This window comes from Pseudoalteromonas sp. NZS127, assembly GCF_015864805.1.
In the GTDB taxonomy this organism is placed as follows: Bacteria; Pseudomonadota; Gammaproteobacteria; order Enterobacterales; family Alteromonadaceae; genus Pseudoalteromonas; species Pseudoalteromonas nigrifaciens.
In genome coordinates this window covers 38,583-56,196 of sequence record NZ_JADYWN010000009.1, presented here as the reverse complement: position 1 = coordinate 56,196, position 17,614 = coordinate 38,583, and the positions used below count along the sequence as shown (strand labels likewise).

Annotated in this window: 17 protein-coding genes; 12 read left to right on the top strand and 5 right to left on the bottom strand. The window is 40.2% G+C overall.

Going from position 1 to position 17,614, the window contains the following annotated elements; all coding sequences use genetic code 11:
- Positions 1-110: 110 nt before the first annotated feature.
- The gene (locus I6E78_RS10080) at positions 111-839 is read left to right on the top strand and encodes a spermidine synthase (protein ID WP_058372332.1); all 729 of its coding nucleotides are present in this window, start codon (positions 111-113) and stop codon (positions 837-839) included.
- Here I6E78_RS10080 and dtd read toward each other — a convergent pair.
- Together dtd and I6E78_RS10070 are read right to left on the bottom strand one after the other, a co-directional pair.
- The gene (gene dtd / locus I6E78_RS10075) at positions 823-1,260 is read right to left on the bottom strand and encodes a D-aminoacyl-tRNA deacylase (RefSeq protein ID WP_058372331.1); all 438 of its coding nucleotides are present in this window, start codon (positions 1,258-1,260) and stop codon (positions 823-825) included. The genes I6E78_RS10080 and dtd overlap by 17 nt on opposite strands.
- Position 1,261: 1 nt before the next feature.
- Positions 1,262-2,164, bottom strand: coding sequence for a virulence factor BrkB family protein (locus I6E78_RS10070; RefSeq protein WP_058374482.1), 903 nt, complete (start codon positions 2,162-2,164; stop codon positions 1,262-1,264).
- Between the two features lie 87 nt (positions 2,165-2,251).
- Here I6E78_RS10070 and I6E78_RS10065 point away from each other — a divergent pair, with 87 nt between their 5' ends.
- Complete coding sequence (locus I6E78_RS10065) at positions 2,252-2,908, top strand: DUF2959 domain-containing protein (RefSeq protein ID WP_058372330.1); 657 nt, start codon at positions 2,252-2,254, stop codon at positions 2,906-2,908.
- A gap of 93 nt (positions 2,909-3,001) precedes the next feature.
- A complete protein-coding gene (locus tag I6E78_RS10060) occupies positions 3,002-4,081 on the top strand; it encodes an MBL fold metallo-hydrolase (RefSeq protein WP_197182401.1) in 1,080 nt (359 codons plus the stop codon).
- A gap of 348 nt (positions 4,082-4,429) precedes the next feature.
- Here I6E78_RS10060 and typA read toward each other — a convergent pair whose 3' ends face one another.
- Entirely contained in the window at positions 4,430-6,253 is a 1,824-nt protein-coding gene (gene typA, locus I6E78_RS10055; RefSeq protein ID WP_197182400.1) for a translational GTPase TypA, read from the bottom strand.
- Positions 6,254-6,762: 509 nt separating this feature from the next.
- Here typA and glnA point away from each other — a divergent pair.
- The 9 genes from glnA to I6E78_RS10010 all read left to right on the top strand — a co-directional run bounded on the left by glnA (position 6,763) and on the right by I6E78_RS10010 (position 16,191).
- Positions 6,763-8,169, top strand: coding sequence for a glutamate--ammonia ligase (gene glnA / locus I6E78_RS10050; RefSeq protein WP_011326885.1), 1,407 nt, complete (start codon positions 6,763-6,765; stop codon positions 8,167-8,169).
- Positions 8,170-8,284: 115 nt separating this feature from the next.
- On the top strand, positions 8,285-8,806 hold the full coding sequence (locus I6E78_RS10045) for a DUF4124 domain-containing protein (protein ID WP_099046594.1): 522 nt from the start codon (positions 8,285-8,287) through the stop codon (positions 8,804-8,806).
- Between the two features lie 98 nt (positions 8,807-8,904).
- The gene (gene glnL, locus I6E78_RS10040) at positions 8,905-9,975 is read left to right on the top strand and encodes a nitrogen regulation protein NR(II) (protein WP_058372326.1); all 1,071 of its coding nucleotides are present in this window, start codon (positions 8,905-8,907) and stop codon (positions 9,973-9,975) included.
- 15 nt (positions 9,976-9,990) lie between these two features.
- Positions 9,991-11,376: a nitrogen regulation protein NR(I) gene (gene ntrC, locus I6E78_RS10035; protein WP_058372325.1), complete on the top strand. Its 1,386-nt coding sequence runs from the start codon at positions 9,991-9,993 to the stop codon at positions 11,374-11,376.
- Between the two features lie 29 nt (positions 11,377-11,405).
- The gene (locus I6E78_RS10030) at positions 11,406-11,864 is read left to right on the top strand and encodes a Crp/Fnr family transcriptional regulator (protein ID WP_197182399.1); all 459 of its coding nucleotides are present in this window, start codon (positions 11,406-11,408) and stop codon (positions 11,862-11,864) included.
- 79 nt (positions 11,865-11,943) lie between these two features.
- On the top strand, positions 11,944-12,327 hold the full coding sequence (locus I6E78_RS10025; RefSeq protein ID WP_197182398.1) for an RNA-binding S4 domain-containing protein: 384 nt from the start codon (positions 11,944-11,946) through the stop codon (positions 12,325-12,327).
- Between the two features lie 107 nt (positions 12,328-12,434).
- Positions 12,435-12,869 (top strand): hypothetical protein, encoded by a 435-nt coding sequence (locus I6E78_RS10020; protein WP_197182397.1) that lies wholly within the window; start codon positions 12,435-12,437, stop codon positions 12,867-12,869.
- A gap of 184 nt (positions 12,870-13,053) precedes the next feature.
- Positions 13,054-15,798: an aconitate hydratase AcnA gene (gene acnA, locus I6E78_RS10015; RefSeq protein ID WP_197182396.1), complete on the top strand. Its 2,745-nt coding sequence runs from the start codon at positions 13,054-13,056 to the stop codon at positions 15,796-15,798.
- Between the two features lie 141 nt (positions 15,799-15,939).
- A complete protein-coding gene (locus I6E78_RS10010) occupies positions 15,940-16,191 on the top strand; it encodes a hypothetical protein (protein ID WP_197182395.1) in 252 nt (83 codons plus the stop codon).
- Here the strand turns inward: I6E78_RS10010 and I6E78_RS10005 are convergent, their stop codons facing one another.
- A complete protein-coding gene (locus tag I6E78_RS10005; protein WP_197182394.1) occupies positions 16,192-16,695 on the bottom strand; it encodes a DUF4124 domain-containing protein in 504 nt (167 codons plus the stop codon).
- Between the two features lie 136 nt (positions 16,696-16,831).
- A complete protein-coding gene (locus I6E78_RS10000; protein ID WP_058372320.1) occupies positions 16,832-17,572 on the bottom strand; it encodes a phosphoadenylyl-sulfate reductase in 741 nt (246 codons plus the stop codon).
- Between the last annotated feature and the right edge of the window lie 42 nt (positions 17,573-17,614).

Genomic DNA, 17,614 nt, shown 5'->3' with positions numbered 1-17,614 from the left:
CAAATACCATACTCCATCTAAAAAAAACTGCCAATACGACTTTGGTGATGGCAAATGCAAAGTGTAAAAAATTAATGACAAAAGCCATTGCGCTTTAGCTATGCTAGTTTATGCTGAGCAACATGAGCGAATACATAAACCCTGTAAATGGCCTGATTAATAGCTATTTTATTGAAAACAGCCACAGTGTTGGCCAGTTACTTTATTGGCATAAATATGGGGGCGATCACATTCAAGTACGCCAACATCAGCAACTGCGTTGGCTGCTAATAAATGACACTCTGCAATCTGTGGTAACGCAGCAGCAACCAAGCAATTTATTACTGCCACACTTACAGTGCTTAGCACAGCATTGGCACACATTAAGTACTCCTAAAAAAGTACTCGAGCTGGGGCTTGGCGGCGGAGCAATTCGTAATTATTTGCTGCACCAATATCCACACGCAAAAATCACCTCAGCTGAAATAAATGCAGATATAATTAGTTGTTATAAAAAGTTTTTTACTACGCAGCAAGTGCCTAGTAATAATACACAGCGGTTACTTTGTGAGGATGCCCAGCAAGTACTGGGTCGCGCCCGCAACATAGATTGGATTATTTTAGATTTATTTAGCCAAATAGACGCGCCACGATTTTTATTCGCACCCGCTTTTTATCAAAAAATACACGCAGCCCTTAACAACAACGGCACGCTATTTATTAATTTTTTATCGCAACATGAGTCGCAATTAAAACAGTTACAGCAAGTATTACTTAATGTATTTGGTTATAAAGTTAGCCCGCAAAAAGTAGCAGGCTATATAAATCATATCGTGGTGATCACTAAACAGCTAAATTAAAGGTTACTGGCCCATCGTTACACAAGCTCACTTGCATATCGGCACCAAACTCACCGGTAGCAACCGTTAAATTAAGCGCCTTGGCTTGCGCTACAAAGTACTCGTATAACTCATTAGCTTGGCTTGGGGTTGCCGCCGATGAAAAGCTAGGTCGCATGCCCTTTTTAGTATTTGCCGCCAAAGTAAACTGCGACACCACTAATAGCTCACCAGCAATATCTTTTAGACTTAGGTTCATTTTGTCGTTTTCGTCAGTAAAAATGCGGTAATTACTAATCTTATGTAGTAACTTATCGGCCGCTTGCTCGTCATCTTGTTTTTCAACACCCAACAACACTAAAATTCCTTGACCAATTTCGCCAACTACTTGGTTATTAATTTCTACTTTGGCATGTTTTACACGTTGTATTAAACCTTGCATTTTACAGCGTATCCTTTGTATTTGGTTGCTCGTCTAGCTCTATTTCTGGCGTGTCTTCTATATTTTCAGGGCTAATACACGCCGTAAGCTCAGCGCCCAGCAACACCACTATCCACGACAAATATATCCACACAAACAAAATAGGAATGGTAGCAACTGCACCATAAATAACTTCATAAGATGGAAAGTGGCTAATATAAAGTGCAAAACCTTTTTTAGTTAACTCAAACAACATGGCAGCAAATAGTGCCCCAGGTATCGCCGCTTTAAACGACACTCGAGTGTTGGGCACCAAGGTGTAGAGCATAATAAAACCCACCATAGAAATGCCGTACGGTAATAACTTTAATAAAAAGCCACTAAATCCCGGAATCCCCTGATCAGCAAACGACACCAGCGATACAATATACGAAGTAACTGCAATACTGCCGCCTAAAAATACGGGTCCTAAACTGAGTACCATCCAATAAACGGCAAACGAAATCATCATTGGACGCTTTTTCTTAATTCGCCAAATACGGTTAAGCGTGGCATCAACATTACGAATGAGTAATAAGGCAATAGCAGCTAAAAAGCCAATACCCACTGCGGTCATTTGATTTGCATTGCCCGCAAACGAGCTAATATGCTCTTTAATAACATCTGACGAAGTAGGCACAAAGTTAGTAAATAAAAAGCTTTCAATTGCTAATCGAGTTGATTCAAACCCCGGGAAAGCCGAAAATATCGCCACACCTACGGCAATCAATGGCACCAAAGACAGCAAAGTTACATAAGCTAAATAGCCCGCATTAACGGTTATTTGGTCATCAATACAGCGGTTAATATATTGCATCCACCAGCCGGGTTGCTGCCGCAAAAAAGATCCAACTTGCTGTTTATAATAAGAGAGCTTATCGTTCATAACATTGACTTGTGCTAATATAATTTTGACCATAATAACAATCAGCACCATAATTTACAGCATTAACACACGTAAATAGGAAACCAAATGAAAAAACAAACATTACTGAGTGTTACCGTACTTGCACTTGTACTAACATTATCGGGTTGCCAGTCGGCTTATTACTCGGCCATGGAAAAAGTAGGTGTTCACAAACGTGATATTCTTATTGACCGCGTAGAAGAAACCAAAGACTCGCAACAAGAGTCTCAAGAAGAGTTTAAATCAGCGCTTGAGCGCTTAACTACACTTATTGATTTTAATGGTGGCGAACTGCAAGACACCTACAATCAGTTAAACGATGACTACGAGTCGAGCTTAAAAGCCGCTAACGAAGTGTCAACTAACATCAATAAAGTAGAAGACGTAGCAGAAGCCTTATTTGATGAGTGGAGCGATGAGCTAGAGCAGTACAAAAGCGCATCACTTAAGCGTGAAAGCAGTAAAAAGCTAGCCGCGACTAAGCGTCAATTTGATCAGCTATTACGCTCAATGCGCAGCGCAGAGAGCAAAATGGAGCCGGTATTAACATCGCTTCATGATAACGTTTTATACTTAAAGCATAACTTAAACGCACAAGCGGTATCGGCTATTAAAGGTGAATTCACTAACCTTAAACGCGATATACAATTGCTAATGAACGATATGAATAAATCGATTGCCGACTCAAATAAATTTATTGAACAAATGAATAGTGCCGGTTAGTTAGTTGATATTATATTTAAATTTGCCTGCATTATTGCAGGCTTTTTTATGGCTGCATGGCTGCTTTAGCACTATTTTAAAACGGATTTAATTATGAAACACATTGCCCTTATAATCTTTATAAGCTGTTTTTTATCAGCGTGTAGTACACCTAATCAGGTGCAAAAAATAGCTGACAAAAACTCAGTTATTGCCGTTAACAACCAAACAGACCGTTACCATAATTTATATCCAGGCAAAAAGGTTTACCCAACCACCTGCGAGCAGAACTGCTACCCGCCACATCCGGACTTGATTTGCGAAACACCCAGCAGCAACTGCCAGTATCAAGGGAAGCAAATTAAGCCGCAGCTCAATACCGGTTATACGGTTCGTTGGTTAGGGCATGCCAGCTTTGTGGTCAGTACACCTAATGGACAAAATGTATTATTTGATCCGGTTAGTGAGCAGTTTGATTCACCGGTTGATTTAGGCTTTAAGCTTGCAGGTGGGTTTTATCGCAAACCCGGAGCATGGCCAAATAAGCAAACACTTGAAAACGTTAACGCCGTTATGTATTCGCATATTCATTACGATCACTTTAATAAAGCAGATATTAAAAAACTGGGTACTCAACCACGTTATTTAGCCCCCCTAGGAATGGCAGATAACTTCCCAACGGGTGGCTTTAATATTACTGAAATGGCGTGGTATGCAAAAACCAGCATTGAGGACTTAACCATACACGCAGTGCCTGCGCATCACTTTAGTAATCGGGTGCTTATTCCCTATATTTACGAAGATGATAATAAAGATTCTTGGAATGGCTGGCTGCTTGAACAAAATGGCAGCACCTTATTTTTTGCCGGCGATACTGGCTATTCACAACACTTTAAAGACATACAGCAAAAGTACGGTGATATAGACCTATGCCTAATGCCAATTGCCTCTTATTACCATAAAACTAACGCTAAAGGGTATCGCTACGTTCATACCACGCCAGAGGATGCCCTTAATGCGGCCACAGAGCTTAATTGCAAAGTAATGATACCATGGGGATATGGCAACTCAAGCTGGCAAATGGGCGATCACAGCAGCCACTCAGCACTATCGCGCTTACTGCATATGTATAAAAAAATGAATGCACCAGTACCGCTGTATATTTTAAATGAAGGCGAAACAATCAAACTTTAACGAATGCACGTAGGTTGGGTTGAGCGCAGCGAAACCCAACGAAAAAATACCCTGCCAACAAACACTAGTACTTTGCATTATCGGCTATTTTAAGCTCTCCCTTTTACTTTTTATTCTCATTCTGCATACAAAAGATCTTTAAGTGAATTATTCACAAAGAGGTTAAGAGGCGCTGCGCTTTTAGAGGAGAAAAACTCAATGTAATGCACAGCACGCCAATCATCGCGGTGATGATAATTTCTTTAATCTACCCTCTTTAATCTGTTATTTAGCTAACTTTCAAACACAAAAAAGCCGCTGTATTTTGCAATACAGCGGCTTTTAAAATCATTATTCTAAATTAATAGATTATGACTTAGGCGAACGACCCGCACGTTTACGTTCGTTTTCTGTAAGATGACGCTTACGAATACGAATGTTTAGTGGCGTTACTTCAACTAACTCATCTTCATCAATAAACTCAAGCGCTTGCTCAAGTGAATAGTTTAAAGGTGGAGAAAGCGTTTGCGCTTCATCTGTACCAGATGCACGTACGTTAGTTAACTGCTTACCTTTAAGGGCGTTAACTGTAAGGTCGTTATCACGGTTATGAATACCGATAACCATACCTTCGTAAACTTCAACACCGTGACCGATGAATAAACGGCCGCGCTCTTGTAAGTTAAACAATGCGTTAGTCAGTGCTTTACCTGTAGCATTTGCAATGATTACGCCGTTTTTACGAACACCGATTGAACCGCCTTTATGAGGACCGTAATGATCGAACGTATGGTACATAAGACCAGAACCCGAAGTAAGCGTCATGAAATCAGTTTGGAAACCAATTAAACCACGGCTTGGGATAATAAAGTCTAAACGCATACGGCCTTTGCCATCTGGAGTCATGTTAGTAAGTTCACCTTTACGTAGGCCAACTTGCTCCATTACAGAACCCTGGTGCTCTTCTTGACAGTCAATTGTTACTGTTTCAAACGGTTCTTCTAATACGCCGTCAACAGTACGCAAAATTACCTCTGGACGAGATACTGCAAGCTCGTAACCTTCACGACGCATGTTTTCGATTAAGATACCTAGGTGTAACTCACCACGGCCAGAAACACGGAAGCTATCTGGGCTACCAGTATCTTCAACACGAAGTGCTACGTTGTGTACTAATTCTTTGTCTAAACGCTCACGAATATTACGTGACGTTACAAACTTACCTTCTTTACCACAAAAAGGTGAGTTATTTACAGAGAATGTCATTGTTACTGTTGGCTCATCAACACTTAGTGGTGGTAATGCTTCAACGTTAGTAGTACAACAAACAGTGTCTGAAATCTTAAGCTCGCCAATACCGGTTACAGTAACGATGTTACCTGCATAACCACGGTCAGTTTCGATACGCTCAAGGCCTAAGTAGCTTTGAACTGTACCAATTTTACCGTTACGTTTAGTACCATCAGCACTAATAATAGTTACTTGTTGGTTTGGAGCAACAGAACCACGCTTGATACGACCAACACCAATTACACCCACGTATGAGTTGTAATCAAGTTGAGAAATCTGCATTTGGAAGTCACCTTCAGGATCTGCATCTGGTGGTGATACTTCGTCAACGATCATTTGGAACATGGCATCCATGTTATCAGATGGCTCGTCTAAATCTAATGTTGCCCAGCCGTTGATTGCTGATGCATAGATTACTTTAAAATCTAACTGCTCGTCAGTGGCGCCTAAGTTATCGAATAAATCAAAGATTTGATCCATAACCCAATCAGGACGTGCACTTGGCTTGTCGATTTTGTTAATTACTACGATTGGCTTTAAACCTTGCGCAAATGCCTTTTGCGTAACAAAACGCGTTTGTGGCATTGGGCCTTCTTGAGCGTCAACAATTAGTAATACTGAGTCAGCCATTGAAAGTACGCGTTCCACTTCACCACCGAAATCGGCGTGTCCTGGAGTATCTACGATATTAATGTGGTAGCCGTTCCATGAAATAGCGGTGTTTTTCGCTAAAATGGTAATACCACGCTCTCTTTCTATATCGTTTGAATCCATCACGCGCTCTTCATTACCGCCGCGTGTTTCTAATGTGCCTGAAAACTCAAGCAGTTTGTCAACCAGTGTAGTTTTACCGTGGTCAACGTGGGCGATAATTGCTATATTTCTTATCTTTTCGATACTCATTAATATTCACTCAGAGAAATTGAATCTCATTGATCCTGCAGGGGCTTACGCACTCACCTGCGTTTTCACGAGATGTCCCAGCATAGGATTTAAAAGGGCGCATATTATCCCTTATAAATGGAATGGATGAAAGTTTATCCAAAATAAATTTGCAAACTTTCTGGTTTTTTTATTTAACCTACTGTTTTAAATTAACTAATTATAAAAATAAAATTTTTAATATTTTTATAAAAACCTCCACTTTAATGACATTATTGCTATTTTGGTCAGTCTTTTGTATTTACTTTATGTTAGTCTATCACGATTAAATAGCGAGCAACTTTTTACTCTGTAACTGTTGCACTATATTGAAGCATTTACGCACCAAAATGGTGCGCATTAGTAACCGCCGTTATTACTTTTGTATTTTTTATGTTTATAAACATTAAGTTACAATAGTGGCACAAAATCAGCTTATAAAACACAAAGCATTTAAGCAGCAATAATAAAACCTTATAGTTGGAGGACACATGTCGCAATCGGTTTTAGATTTTATTAAAGAAAATGACGTTAAGTTCATTGATTTACGCTTTACTGATACCAAAGGTAAAGAACAGCATATTTCAATTCCTCATCATCAAATTGATGAAGACTTTTTTGAAGATGGTAAAATGTTCGATGGTTCTTCAATTGCTGGCTGGAAAGGCATTAACGAATCAGACATGGTGTTAATGCCTGTTGCTGAATCAGCTAAGCTTGACCCATTCACTGAAGAAGCCACATTAATTATACGTTGTGACGTAGTAGAGCCTTCTACATTACAAGGTTACGAGCGCGATCCTCGCTCTGTAGCAAAGCGTGCTGAAGAATATATGCGCTCTACGGGTATTGCTGATACGGTTTTATTTGGCCCAGAGCCAGAGTTCTTCGTATTTGATGACGTAAAATATAAAACAGACATGTCTGGCTCTATGTACAAAATCGATTCTAAGCAAGCTGCTTGGAACTCAGATAAAGAATACGCAGACGGCAATACAGGTCATCGCCCTGGCGTTAAAGGCGGTTACTTCCCAGTTGCTCCTGTTGATGATTTTCAAGATTGGCGCTCTGCTACTTGTCTAGTATTAGAAGAAATGGGACAAGTTGTTGAAGCACACCACCACGAAGTAGCAACTGCAGGGCAAAACGAAATTGCTACGCGCTTTAATACTATGGTAATTAAAGCCGATGAAATTCAAGAAATGAAGTATGTTATCCATAACATGGCTCATTTATACGGCAAAACAGCTACTTTTATGCCTAAACCTATTGTTGGCGATAACGGTTCTGGTATGCATTGTCATCAGTCGTTAGCTAAAGACGGTGTTAACTTATTTGCCGGTGATAAATACGGCGGTCTTTCTGAAGATGCGCTTTATTACATTGGCGGTATTATTAAACATGCTAAAGCAATTAATGCGTTTGCTAACGCCTCTACTAACTCGTACAAACGTTTAGTACCAGGTTACGAAGCACCGGTAATGCTTGCATACTCTGCACGTAACCGTTCTGCATCAATTCGTATTCCGGTAGTACCATCGGCTAAAGGTCGTCGTATTGAAGTACGCTTCCCTGATGCAACGGCTAACCCGTATCTTGCTTTTGCTGCCATGCTTATGGCTGGCCTTGATGGAATTAAAAATAAAATCCATCCTGGTGATGCAATGGATAAAGATTTATACGACCTACCGGCAGAAGAAGCAGCAGAAATTCCAACCGTTGCCTCTTCATTAGAAGAAGCACTGGCATCTCTTGATGCTGACCGTGAGTTTTTAAATCAAGGTGATGTGTTCTCTAATGATTTAATTGATGCTTACATTAAACTTAAGAGTCAAGAAGTTGAAAAACTTAACATGACAACGCACCCTATTGAGTTTGAAATGTATTACAGCTGTTAATTTTAATTAACAGTTATAAAATATATATTTAAGCCCGCTTTGCGGGCTTTTTTAATGGTAAATTAGTACTTTCTCCACTAAAGTAAAGTTAATGTAAAAAATGCAGGGTTGCAGAGTGAGTAGCAAGATTTTATTACTACTAATTACTTCATTATTAAGTGTTTGTAGTTACGCTGGTGAAAAAAAAATTTACGCATGGAAAGATAAAAATGGCGTATTGGTGTTTTCAGATACCCCTCATATTGGCGCCAAAGAGATAAAACTCACCAGCCAAGATTTAACCATGCCTGCAACAAATACTGATATTTTAAATAGCCAAACTAAAGTGCAGCCAGTTGCATTTAGTATTGGTATTGCATCGCCTGAGCACAAACAAACTATTCGTGAAAATACCGGCTCTGTGTATGTATCTGCTCGCATTACCCCCCGCTTTGAAAACGACTTTACAATACAGCTATTGCTTGATGGTAAAGCCTATGGCGCAGCAAGTGATACCTCAACCTTTGCTTTAAGAGATGTAGAGCGTGGTGAGCACACTCTGCAAGTTAAGCTGTACAACAAACAAAACCAAGTTATTGCGATAAGCCCATTAAGTGTGTTTTTTATGCACAGAAAAGGCTTAAGCTTAGGTAATTAACTCCCACCTAATTCATATTAAAAATAGCAATTGCAATTGCAGTGCAATTTCATTAAATTACTTGCCTGAAAACACAGGCGCACTAAAATGGTGCAACAATGCTTAATAACACACACTTTAGCCCTGAGCTACTCAATGCCATATGGCAAAATCAAACCACAGCCGTGATGCTTTTAAACGAAAGCTTTACGCTTATTTATGCTAATACCAGTACCAGTGAGCTGCTTGGTTTAGGCACTAAGCGTTTATTAGGGCAATCTTTTGATGATTTATTTAACTACCACTCAATCGATTTAAAACGCATAGCGCAATACTCTTTAATTGATGGCGTAGATTGCCACCAGCATAGGGCTGACGTGGTATTTGTTGATTCTCGCCATGCTAAATTAGCGGTCAGTTCAAAACAAATAAAATACCAAGGTGCGCTTTATATTTTATTAGAATGTCGGCAAACCGATGATGAAATTAAATTTGATCAAGCATCAAACCAAATGCATCAATACCAAGCCGCACGTAATTTAATTCGAGGTTTAGCACACGAAATTAAAAACCCTTTAGGGGGAATTCGCGGAGCGGCGCAGTTATTGCAGTACGAGGTAGACCAGCAAGAAAGAAATGAATGTGCCGAGCTTATTATTGAGCAAGCCGACCGACTGCGTGAGTTAGTAGATAGACTACTTGGGCCTAACCAATTACCGCAAAAGTCTTATGGCAATATACATCAAACTTTAGAGTCGGTGATCAAATTAAGTACCCTAGATAATAGTGACAATATTCGCTTGGTAAAAGATTACGACCCGAGTATTCCTGATGTCTATATTGACCAAAGTAAAGTGCAACAAGTGGTACTTAATATTGTGCGTAATGCCCAGCAGGCATTAGTTAATGGTGGGGAAATAAAAATTAAAACCCGAATTAACTATCAGCACCGTAGGCCCGGTAAGGCACCAAAAAAAGCCTTGTTAATTCAAGTGCTCGATAATGGCCCAGGGATTGATATTAGTGTACGCGATACTTTGTTTTATCCGATGATCACCAATAAAGATGGCGGCTCTGGATTGGGACTTTCTATAGCGCAAACATTAATTGATCAACACAATGGTTATATTGAGTGCGATAGCTGGCCTGGTCACACCGAATTTAATATTTATCTGCCTCTTGCAGATTAACGCCTTGGAGTACGCATGAAAACAGTTTGGCTTGTAGATGACGATGCCTCTATTCGTTTTGTATTAGAAAAAGCGCTTACTCGCGCAGGTTTTACAGTACAAAGCTTTGCTGAAGCACAAAGTGTGCTTAATGCATTAAAATTTAGCCAACCGAGCGTGCTGATCTCCGATGTAAGAATGCCCGGAATGGACGGCATGGCACTGCTGGAGCTAATAGCTGAGCAAGTGCCCGGCTTACCGGTTATTATTATTACCGCACATTCAGATCTCGATTCCGCCGTAAATGCTTTTCAAAAAGGGGCTTTTGAATATTTAGCCAAACCTTTTGATTTAAACGAAGCGGTTGCCCTAGTTGAAAGCGCCTATAGAGCTAATTCTACAAAAAAAGTTAAACGTAAACTCACGCCCCCTAAAAGCGCGCATATAATTGGCGAAGCACCTGCCATGCAAGAAGTATTTAGGGCCATAGGTAAGCTTGCAGCTTCAAGCATGAGTGTACTTATTAATGGTGAATCAGGAACGGGGAAAGAGCTTGTTGCCAGCGCCCTGCACAACCATAGCCCGCGTAAAGAAAACCAATTTATTGCGCTAAATATGGCCGCAATTCCTAAAGAGCTGGTTGAGTCAGAATTATTCGGCCATGAAAAAGGGGCTTTTACTGGTGCAGATAGCGTACGAAAAGGCCGTTTTGAACAAGCCAATGGCGGCACCCTATTTTTAGATGAAATTGGTGATATGCCCCTCGACGTACAAACTCGACTACTACGGGTATTATCTGATGGAGAGTTTTACCGTGTTGGCGGGCATAAAAGCATAAAAGTAGATGTGCGTATTATTGCTGCAACCCATCAAAACCTTGAGGAGCTCGTAAAACAAGGCAAGTTTAGGGATGACTTATTTCATCGCTTAAATGTAGTGCGCCTGCGCTTACCTGCCCTCAGGGAGCGTACCGAAGACATTGAGCGTCTAGCACTGCACTTTTTACATAAAAGCGCTAAAGATCTGCAAGTAGAAAGTAAAATTCTTAGCCTTAAAGCAATTGAGCAGCTACGCTTGTTCAGTTGGCCCGGTAACGTACGCCAATTAGAAAACACCTGCCGTTGGCTTACGGTTATGGCTCCTGGTGAGCTTGTTAGCGAGCAAGACTTGCCACCTGAAATTATTAATGCCTCACTAACTCAAGAAGAAGGCGATTGGTTAGATGCCTTCCAGTTATGGCTTAATCAGGAACTTAAACAAGGTAAGGAAAATATTTGGCCTAATATTCAAGCGCAACTCGAAACCCGCTTAATAAAAGCAGCACTCGCCAATTGCGCAGGCCACAAACAAGAAGCCGCTATAAAAATAGGCTGGGGACGCAATACATTGACCCGTAAATTAAAAGAGCGCAACATTAATTAGTTTTGCGCGTAATAACTCTTAGGTAATTAATGAAGTTAATAGAGAACATTCCGCTATTTAAACAGATGGAAATTATCAACCGTTTAGGGTTTTTTAAAGAATTTAGCCTTAACGAGCGCCAAATACTTTTAGAGTCGTTTGGTTTATTGTATTTAGTGCGCGAAAATTCATTTTTATTTAAACAGCACGACAACGATAAGCGCCTATTTATAGTACTTAGCGGTGCATTAATAGTGTTTAAGCACAACCATTTATTAGAGCTCGGTACTATACGCCCCGGGGAGTTTATAGGTGAAGGCGCTTTTATTAATAACCGTGCACGCAGCATTAGCGCACGCGCTAAAACAGATGCAATTGTGCTTGCTATTACCTCTGATTCCCTTACTCGCTTACCCAATGTAATACGCGAAAAAATTAAAGATCGAATAATAGAAGGTATGAGCTTACGTATTGCTAAGTTGAGCGAACACATAGAAAACCATGGTTAGATTTGTATACGCACTTTGATGCAAAAATAGTGACTTCACTTTATACTAGCGTTAATGCGTTACCCCACCGAGAGCAAACATGAACGAAGAATATATAGAAATTGAATTAGAAGAAGAGCCGATTGAGCTGTGTAAATTATTAAAAGTACTAAATTTAGTGGAAGGCGGCGGCCAAGCAAAAAACTTAATTGCTGAAGGTTATGTGGGTGTTAACCATGAAATTTGTACAATTAAACGGAAAAAACTATACAGTGGCGACATACTAGAGTTTGATGGCGAGCTTTTTCAACTAGCGTTAAGTGAAGATGCAACACCGGTAGAGCGACCTGCCGAGCAGCCGCAATCCGAGCCAAGCCAAGCAGCACCGCAACCGGTGAGTCAGCCTGCAAAAAATAAACGTAAGCGCACTAAAAAACCTAAAGTAGATGAAAAAACCGGTCGTCGCCCTATTTCATTCGGTTAAATTATAGTCTTTTTTTGATTTTTATTTATAAAACGAGCCAACTTGTATAGTTGGTTTTTTTGATCTTTAATTACCTCACTAACTATAACAAAAAGTAAGGTAATTAAATGCTTGCACATCCCCCTCCTAAGTGGTTAAAACCACTCGCATGGGTAGCGCTTATATGGAACTTATGTGGCGTTATTGCCTTTGCACTACAAATGCTGATGACACCCGAAGTAATTAGCAAACTTCCTATAGATCAGCAAGCTGCATATTCTAACATTCCCGTTTGGTCAACCATTGCATTTGCTATTGCAGTATTTGGCGGCACGCTTGGCAGTGTTTTATTACTCGCTAAAAAGTCATTTGCACTGCCCGTATTTACCGTGTCGTTAATGGCTATTTTAATCCAACAGTATTACAACTTTATTGTTATTAACAGCGTTAAAATAATGGGTTCTAGCGCGGTATTTATGCCACTGCTGGTGGTAGTAATTGCCATATTACTACTTTACGTTAGCTTTAAGGGCAAACAGCAAGGCTGGTTGTATGCAAATTAAAAATATCTTTTGGGTAAGTCTAACTGGCTCCCTTGAATTAAAAACTTTCAGCATCATCTCTATTGTAATGGCTGTTTAAAAATCACACTTTAAACACTGTTTTTATCTTGGTATACACTTTGCAATTCACAAACTATAAAAGGTCACTCTACATAGCACTTATCTAATAACAAAGGGGCAAATAATGAATAATAGTTTCAAAACCCAACAGCAACTTACCGTTAATGGTGAGCAGTTTCATATTCACTCTCTTAAAGGCCTTGGCGACAAAGCCAAACGCTTACCTTTTTCTTTAAAAATACTACTCGAGAACCTACTTCGTAACGAAGACGGCGAAAACATTAAAGAACAAGACATTCAAGCCCTATTAGATTGGGACCCTCAAGCTAAACCCTCTGCTGAAGTAGCGTTTACGCCTGCCCGTGTTGTGATGCAAGACTTTACCGGTGTACCTGCCATTGTCGATTTAGCGGCAATGCGCGATGCGATGGAAAAATTAGGCGGCGATCCTGCAAAAATTAACCCGCTTTCTCCTGCTGAACTTGTTATTGACCACTCTGTGCAAGTAGATGGTTATGGTAATGAAGGTGCGTTTGACTTAAACGCCAAGCTTGAATATGACCGTAATAAAGAGCGTTATGAATTTTTACGTTGGGGCCAAACCGCCTTCGATAACTTAAAAGTTGTGCCTCCGGCAACTGGCATTGTGCACCAAGTAAATTTAGAGTACTTAGCCCGCGTTGTTTTTAACGATGAACGCAATGGCCAAAAGTATGCGTACCCAGACACCTTAGTGGGTACCGATTCGCACACCACTATGATTAACGGCTTAGGCGTACTTGGTTGGGGCGTAGGCGGCATTGAAGCCGAAGCCGCCATGCTTGGCCAACCTATTAGTTTATTAATACCTCAGGTTGTAGGGGTTAAATTAAACGGCCGTTTACCAGAGGGCACCACAGCTACCGACTTAGTACTTACCGTTACCGAAATGCTACGTAACCATGGTGTAGTAGGTAAATTTGTAGAGTTTTATGGTGATGGCCTTGCCGACTTACCACTTGCCGATAGAGCAACAATTGCCAACATGGCGCCAGAATATGGTGCTACATGTGGTATTTTCCCGATTGATGACGAAACCATTAACTACCTGCGTTTAACCAACCGCGATGAAAAACAGCTTAAACTTATTGAAGATTATGCTAAGCATCAAGGCTTATGGCGCAACGATGGCGATGAAGCTAATTACACCGATAAACTTGAACTGATATTAGATGACGTAGTACCAAGCCTTGCTGGCCCTAAACGCCCACAAGATAGAATATCGCTTGATAAAGCGGGTGAAGCAATTAGCCAACATTTAAAAGAGTTTCAAGAAGAGCGTTTAGCAAAAATTAGCAGCAGTGATACACAGCAAGCGCGTATCGAAAGCGAAGGCCCTGCAACTAACCCTGACGAGTCAAGCAATGAAGCACCGTTTATAGGGGCAGCTAAAGTAAACTTTAAGGGCCAAGAGTTTGAACTAAACGATGGTGCCTGTGTTATTGCCGCAATTACTAGTTGTACAAATACCTCTAACCCCAGTGTTATTTTAGCGGCTGGTTTAGTTGCTAAAAAAGCCAAGCAATTAGGGATTAATGTAAAACCTTGGGTTAAAACATCGCTTGCTCCTGGCTCTAAGGTCGTTACTGACTACTTAGAAAAAGCAGGGCTAATGGACGATTTAGAAAGCCTAGGCTTTAACTTAGTTGGCTATGGTTGTACCACGTGTATTGGTAACTCAGGCCCACTGGCTCCTGAAATTTCAGATGCTATTCAAAAGCACAAACTGGTTGTGAGCTCTATTTTATCGGGTAACCGTAACTTTGAAGGGCGTATTCACCAAGATGTAAAAATGAACTTTTTAGCATCTCCTCCGCTTGTTGTAGCTTACGCCATTGCGGGCAGAACCGATATTGACGTATATAACGAACCACTTGCACAAGATGCTAACGGTAACGATATTTACCTTAAAAACATTTGGCCAAGTGTTAAAGAAGTAAGCGATTTAGTTAAGGAAACGGTAACCAGAGAAATGTTCGAAAAAAGTTATGCTAACGTATACGAAGGCGATAGCCGTTGGCAAAAAATTCAAATACCTGATGGTAAACTTTACGATTGGGATGATGCATCAACTTATATTAAAAAAGCACCCTTTTTTGATGGGATGAGTATTGAGCCTCCGGGTATTCCAACCATTACCGGCGCACGTTGTTTAGCAAAACTAGGTGACTCGGTTACTACGGATCATATTTCGCCAGCCGGTGCGATTAAAGCAGACTCACCAGCAGGGTTATATTTACAAGATAACAAAGTAGGACAAGCGCAGTTTAACTCCTATGGTTCGCGTCGTGGTAACCACGAAGTAATGATGCGCGGTACATTTGCTAATATTAGACTTAAAAACCTACTTGCACCTGGTACTGAAGGCGGTGTTACTCGCACGCAACCTGATGATGAGCTTGCCAGTATTTATGATGCAGCCATGGAATATCAAAAGAACGATACGCCATTGGTTATTTTAGCTGGTAAAGAATATGGTACCGGCTCATCTCGTGACTGGGCGGCTAAAGGCTCGCTCCTGTTAGGCGTTAAAGCTGTAATAGCACAAAGCTATGAGCGTATTCATCGATCTAACCTTATTGGTATGGGAGTTTTACCACTACAGTTTAAAGATGGCGAAAGTCATGAGTCGCTAGGTTTAACCGGCCAAGAGCAGTTTGATATTGAAGGCTTGTTTGATAAAACCAAGGAAGTTAGCGTTATTGCAACTAATAGTGAAGGTAAAAAAGTAAGCTTTAGTGCCGATGTACGTATTGATACGCCAAAAGAGTGGGATTACTACAAACACGGTGGCATTTTACAGTATGTACTTCGTAATATGCTCGATTAACTAATAGCAGCATAAACTTACGCCTAAAATTTAATCATAGCCTAACAATTTAGTTAGGCTTTTTTATGCGCGTCTGTTGCGATAAATCAAGGTAATGCTTTAAAAACACTCTACACTAGTATGACTATTAGTGAGGGCGTTATGTCACAAATTATAATTATTAGGCTACTTAAAATATCAATTGTACTTGGGTTATGCCTAATTGTGACTGGTCATGCGTTAATTGTATCAAGCTACTTTACTAGCCAGCATGGTATTAACGGCATAATTATAGCGGCAGCCTGCATTGCTATTGGCGTATTATTATCGTTACCCACTAAAATTTATTTAACTATTTTACTTATGGAAGCAGAAAAGCGTTATTTAAAAGCGCATAGCCATAAACCCAAATAATTAAAAACTGTTTAAATCATTTAATTGTTTAGTACGTTGCTCTAATTTTTGTTTTGCTTTTTCAGCGTCATCAAACACCTTTTTAATTGATACTGGATCATAAACTGTAGGTGTAGCTGAAGTGCTACTTACTGCTGAAGATTTGGAACTGCCCGATAAAATAGCCGTATCTTGGGCAACTACCACGTTAATATCTTTAGGATCTAGTTTTACTTCAACACTTTTCCCATTAGGGTGAGGTGTATCTGAAAAGTGCCACTGGCCTTGCTGATCTTGCCACTTAAATATTTTACTGCGGGTTGTTGAGGATGTATTCGACACGCTATTAACGGCTTGCTCAAACGTGTTACTAGTAAGCGAGATTATTTTATCTTTAATTTGCTGAGATTGGTTGCTCACAACAGATGTACTAAGCCATGTTTCTCCGTTTGGCTTTTTTAAATAAAACAGAGAAATAACAGCAATAATCATTACTGACACTGCTAAATAGGTAAAGTATTTCATAGCCTTCCTGCTTAAAATTAATCCTTTATTCGGCCAAGTCTAATAAAAAGTAATCAATCAGGCAATCCTTTTGTGTAAGTAAAAAACGCAGCCAAGGCTGCGTTTTTTTAAGTATTGAGTTAGGTAATCAATAATATTAAATACCATCACCATCAATGTGCAAACCACACTCTCGGTTTAAACCAAAAAAGCGAGTTTCCTCTTCGGTCATACCGGGCTCTAGCTTACGTGTAGTATGTATGTCTCCCATAGACACATAGCCTTCTTCCCAAAGAGGATGGTACGGCAAGTTATGCTTAGTTAAATACTGATATACATCGCGGTTTGTCCACTCAATAATTGGGTAAACTTTTACTGTACCACGGCTAATTTCAATTACTTGCTTATCAGCACGGCTTGATGCTTGGTCGCGACGCAGGCCACTAAACCACGTACCAGCATTAATTTCTTTTAAGGCGCGAGTCATCGGCTCAACTTTATTAAGCTGATTGTACTGCTTAATTCCGGCCTCTCCTTGCTCCCATAACTTACCAAATTTAGCTTCTTGCCAAGCAGGGCTCAGTTCTGATTTATACACTTTTAAATTGAGTGATAAACGCGCCGTCATTTGCTCAATAAATTGATATGTTTGTGGAAACAAATAGCCTGTATCTGTTAATACCACCGGAATATCTGGCTGTTGTGATGTTATTAAGTGCAACATTACGGCGGCTTGAATACCAAAACTCGATGATAAAAAATGTGTCTCAGGTAAATTTTCAAGTGCCCATTGTACGCGCTGTTCAGCGCTCATGTTTTTCAGTATGCCATTGGCGTCTGCTAGCATGCTAGTTTGGCTTTGTTTATCTAACTGTAAAATATTTTTAAATTCACTCATGGTAAATTCCAAACCTTAGCCAGTGTGTTGCACTGGCTTATT

Coding starts and splice junctions, on each gene's coding strand:
- I6E78_RS10080 (WP_058372332.1), top strand. CDS start 111: ATGCTGAGCAACATGAGCGAATACATAAACCCTGTAAATGGCCTGATT.
- dtd (WP_058372331.1), bottom strand. CDS start 1,260: ATGCAAGGTTTAATACAACGTGTAAAACATGCCAAAGTAGAAATTAAT.
- I6E78_RS10070 (WP_058374482.1), bottom strand. CDS start 2,164: ATGAACGATAAGCTCTCTTATTATAAACAGCAAGTTGGATCTTTTTTG.
- I6E78_RS10065 (WP_058372330.1), top strand. CDS start 2,252: ATGAAAAAACAAACATTACTGAGTGTTACCGTACTTGCACTTGTACTA.
- I6E78_RS10060 (WP_197182401.1), top strand. CDS start 3,002: ATGAAACACATTGCCCTTATAATCTTTATAAGCTGTTTTTTATCAGCG.
- typA (WP_197182400.1), bottom strand. CDS start 6,253: ATGAGTATCGAAAAGATAAGAAATATAGCAATTATCGCCCACGTTGAC.
- glnA (WP_011326885.1), top strand. CDS start 6,763: ATGTCGCAATCGGTTTTAGATTTTATTAAAGAAAATGACGTTAAGTTC.
- glnL (WP_058372326.1), top strand. CDS start 8,905: ATGCTTAATAACACACACTTTAGCCCTGAGCTACTCAATGCCATATGG.
- ntrC (WP_058372325.1), top strand. CDS start 9,991: ATGAAAACAGTTTGGCTTGTAGATGACGATGCCTCTATTCGTTTTGTA.
- I6E78_RS10030 (WP_197182399.1), top strand. CDS start 11,406: ATGAAGTTAATAGAGAACATTCCGCTATTTAAACAGATGGAAATTATC.
- I6E78_RS10025 (WP_197182398.1), top strand. CDS start 11,944: ATGAACGAAGAATATATAGAAATTGAATTAGAAGAAGAGCCGATTGAG.
- I6E78_RS10020 (WP_197182397.1), top strand. CDS start 12,435: ATGCTTGCACATCCCCCTCCTAAGTGGTTAAAACCACTCGCATGGGTA.
- acnA (WP_197182396.1), top strand. CDS start 13,054: ATGAATAATAGTTTCAAAACCCAACAGCAACTTACCGTTAATGGTGAG.
- I6E78_RS10010 (WP_197182395.1), top strand. CDS start 15,940: ATGTCACAAATTATAATTATTAGGCTACTTAAAATATCAATTGTACTT.
- I6E78_RS10005 (WP_197182394.1), bottom strand. CDS start 16,695: ATGAAATACTTTACCTATTTAGCAGTGTCAGTAATGATTATTGCTGTT.
- I6E78_RS10000 (WP_058372320.1), bottom strand. CDS start 17,572: ATGAGTGAATTTAAAAATATTTTACAGTTAGATAAACAAAGCCAAACT.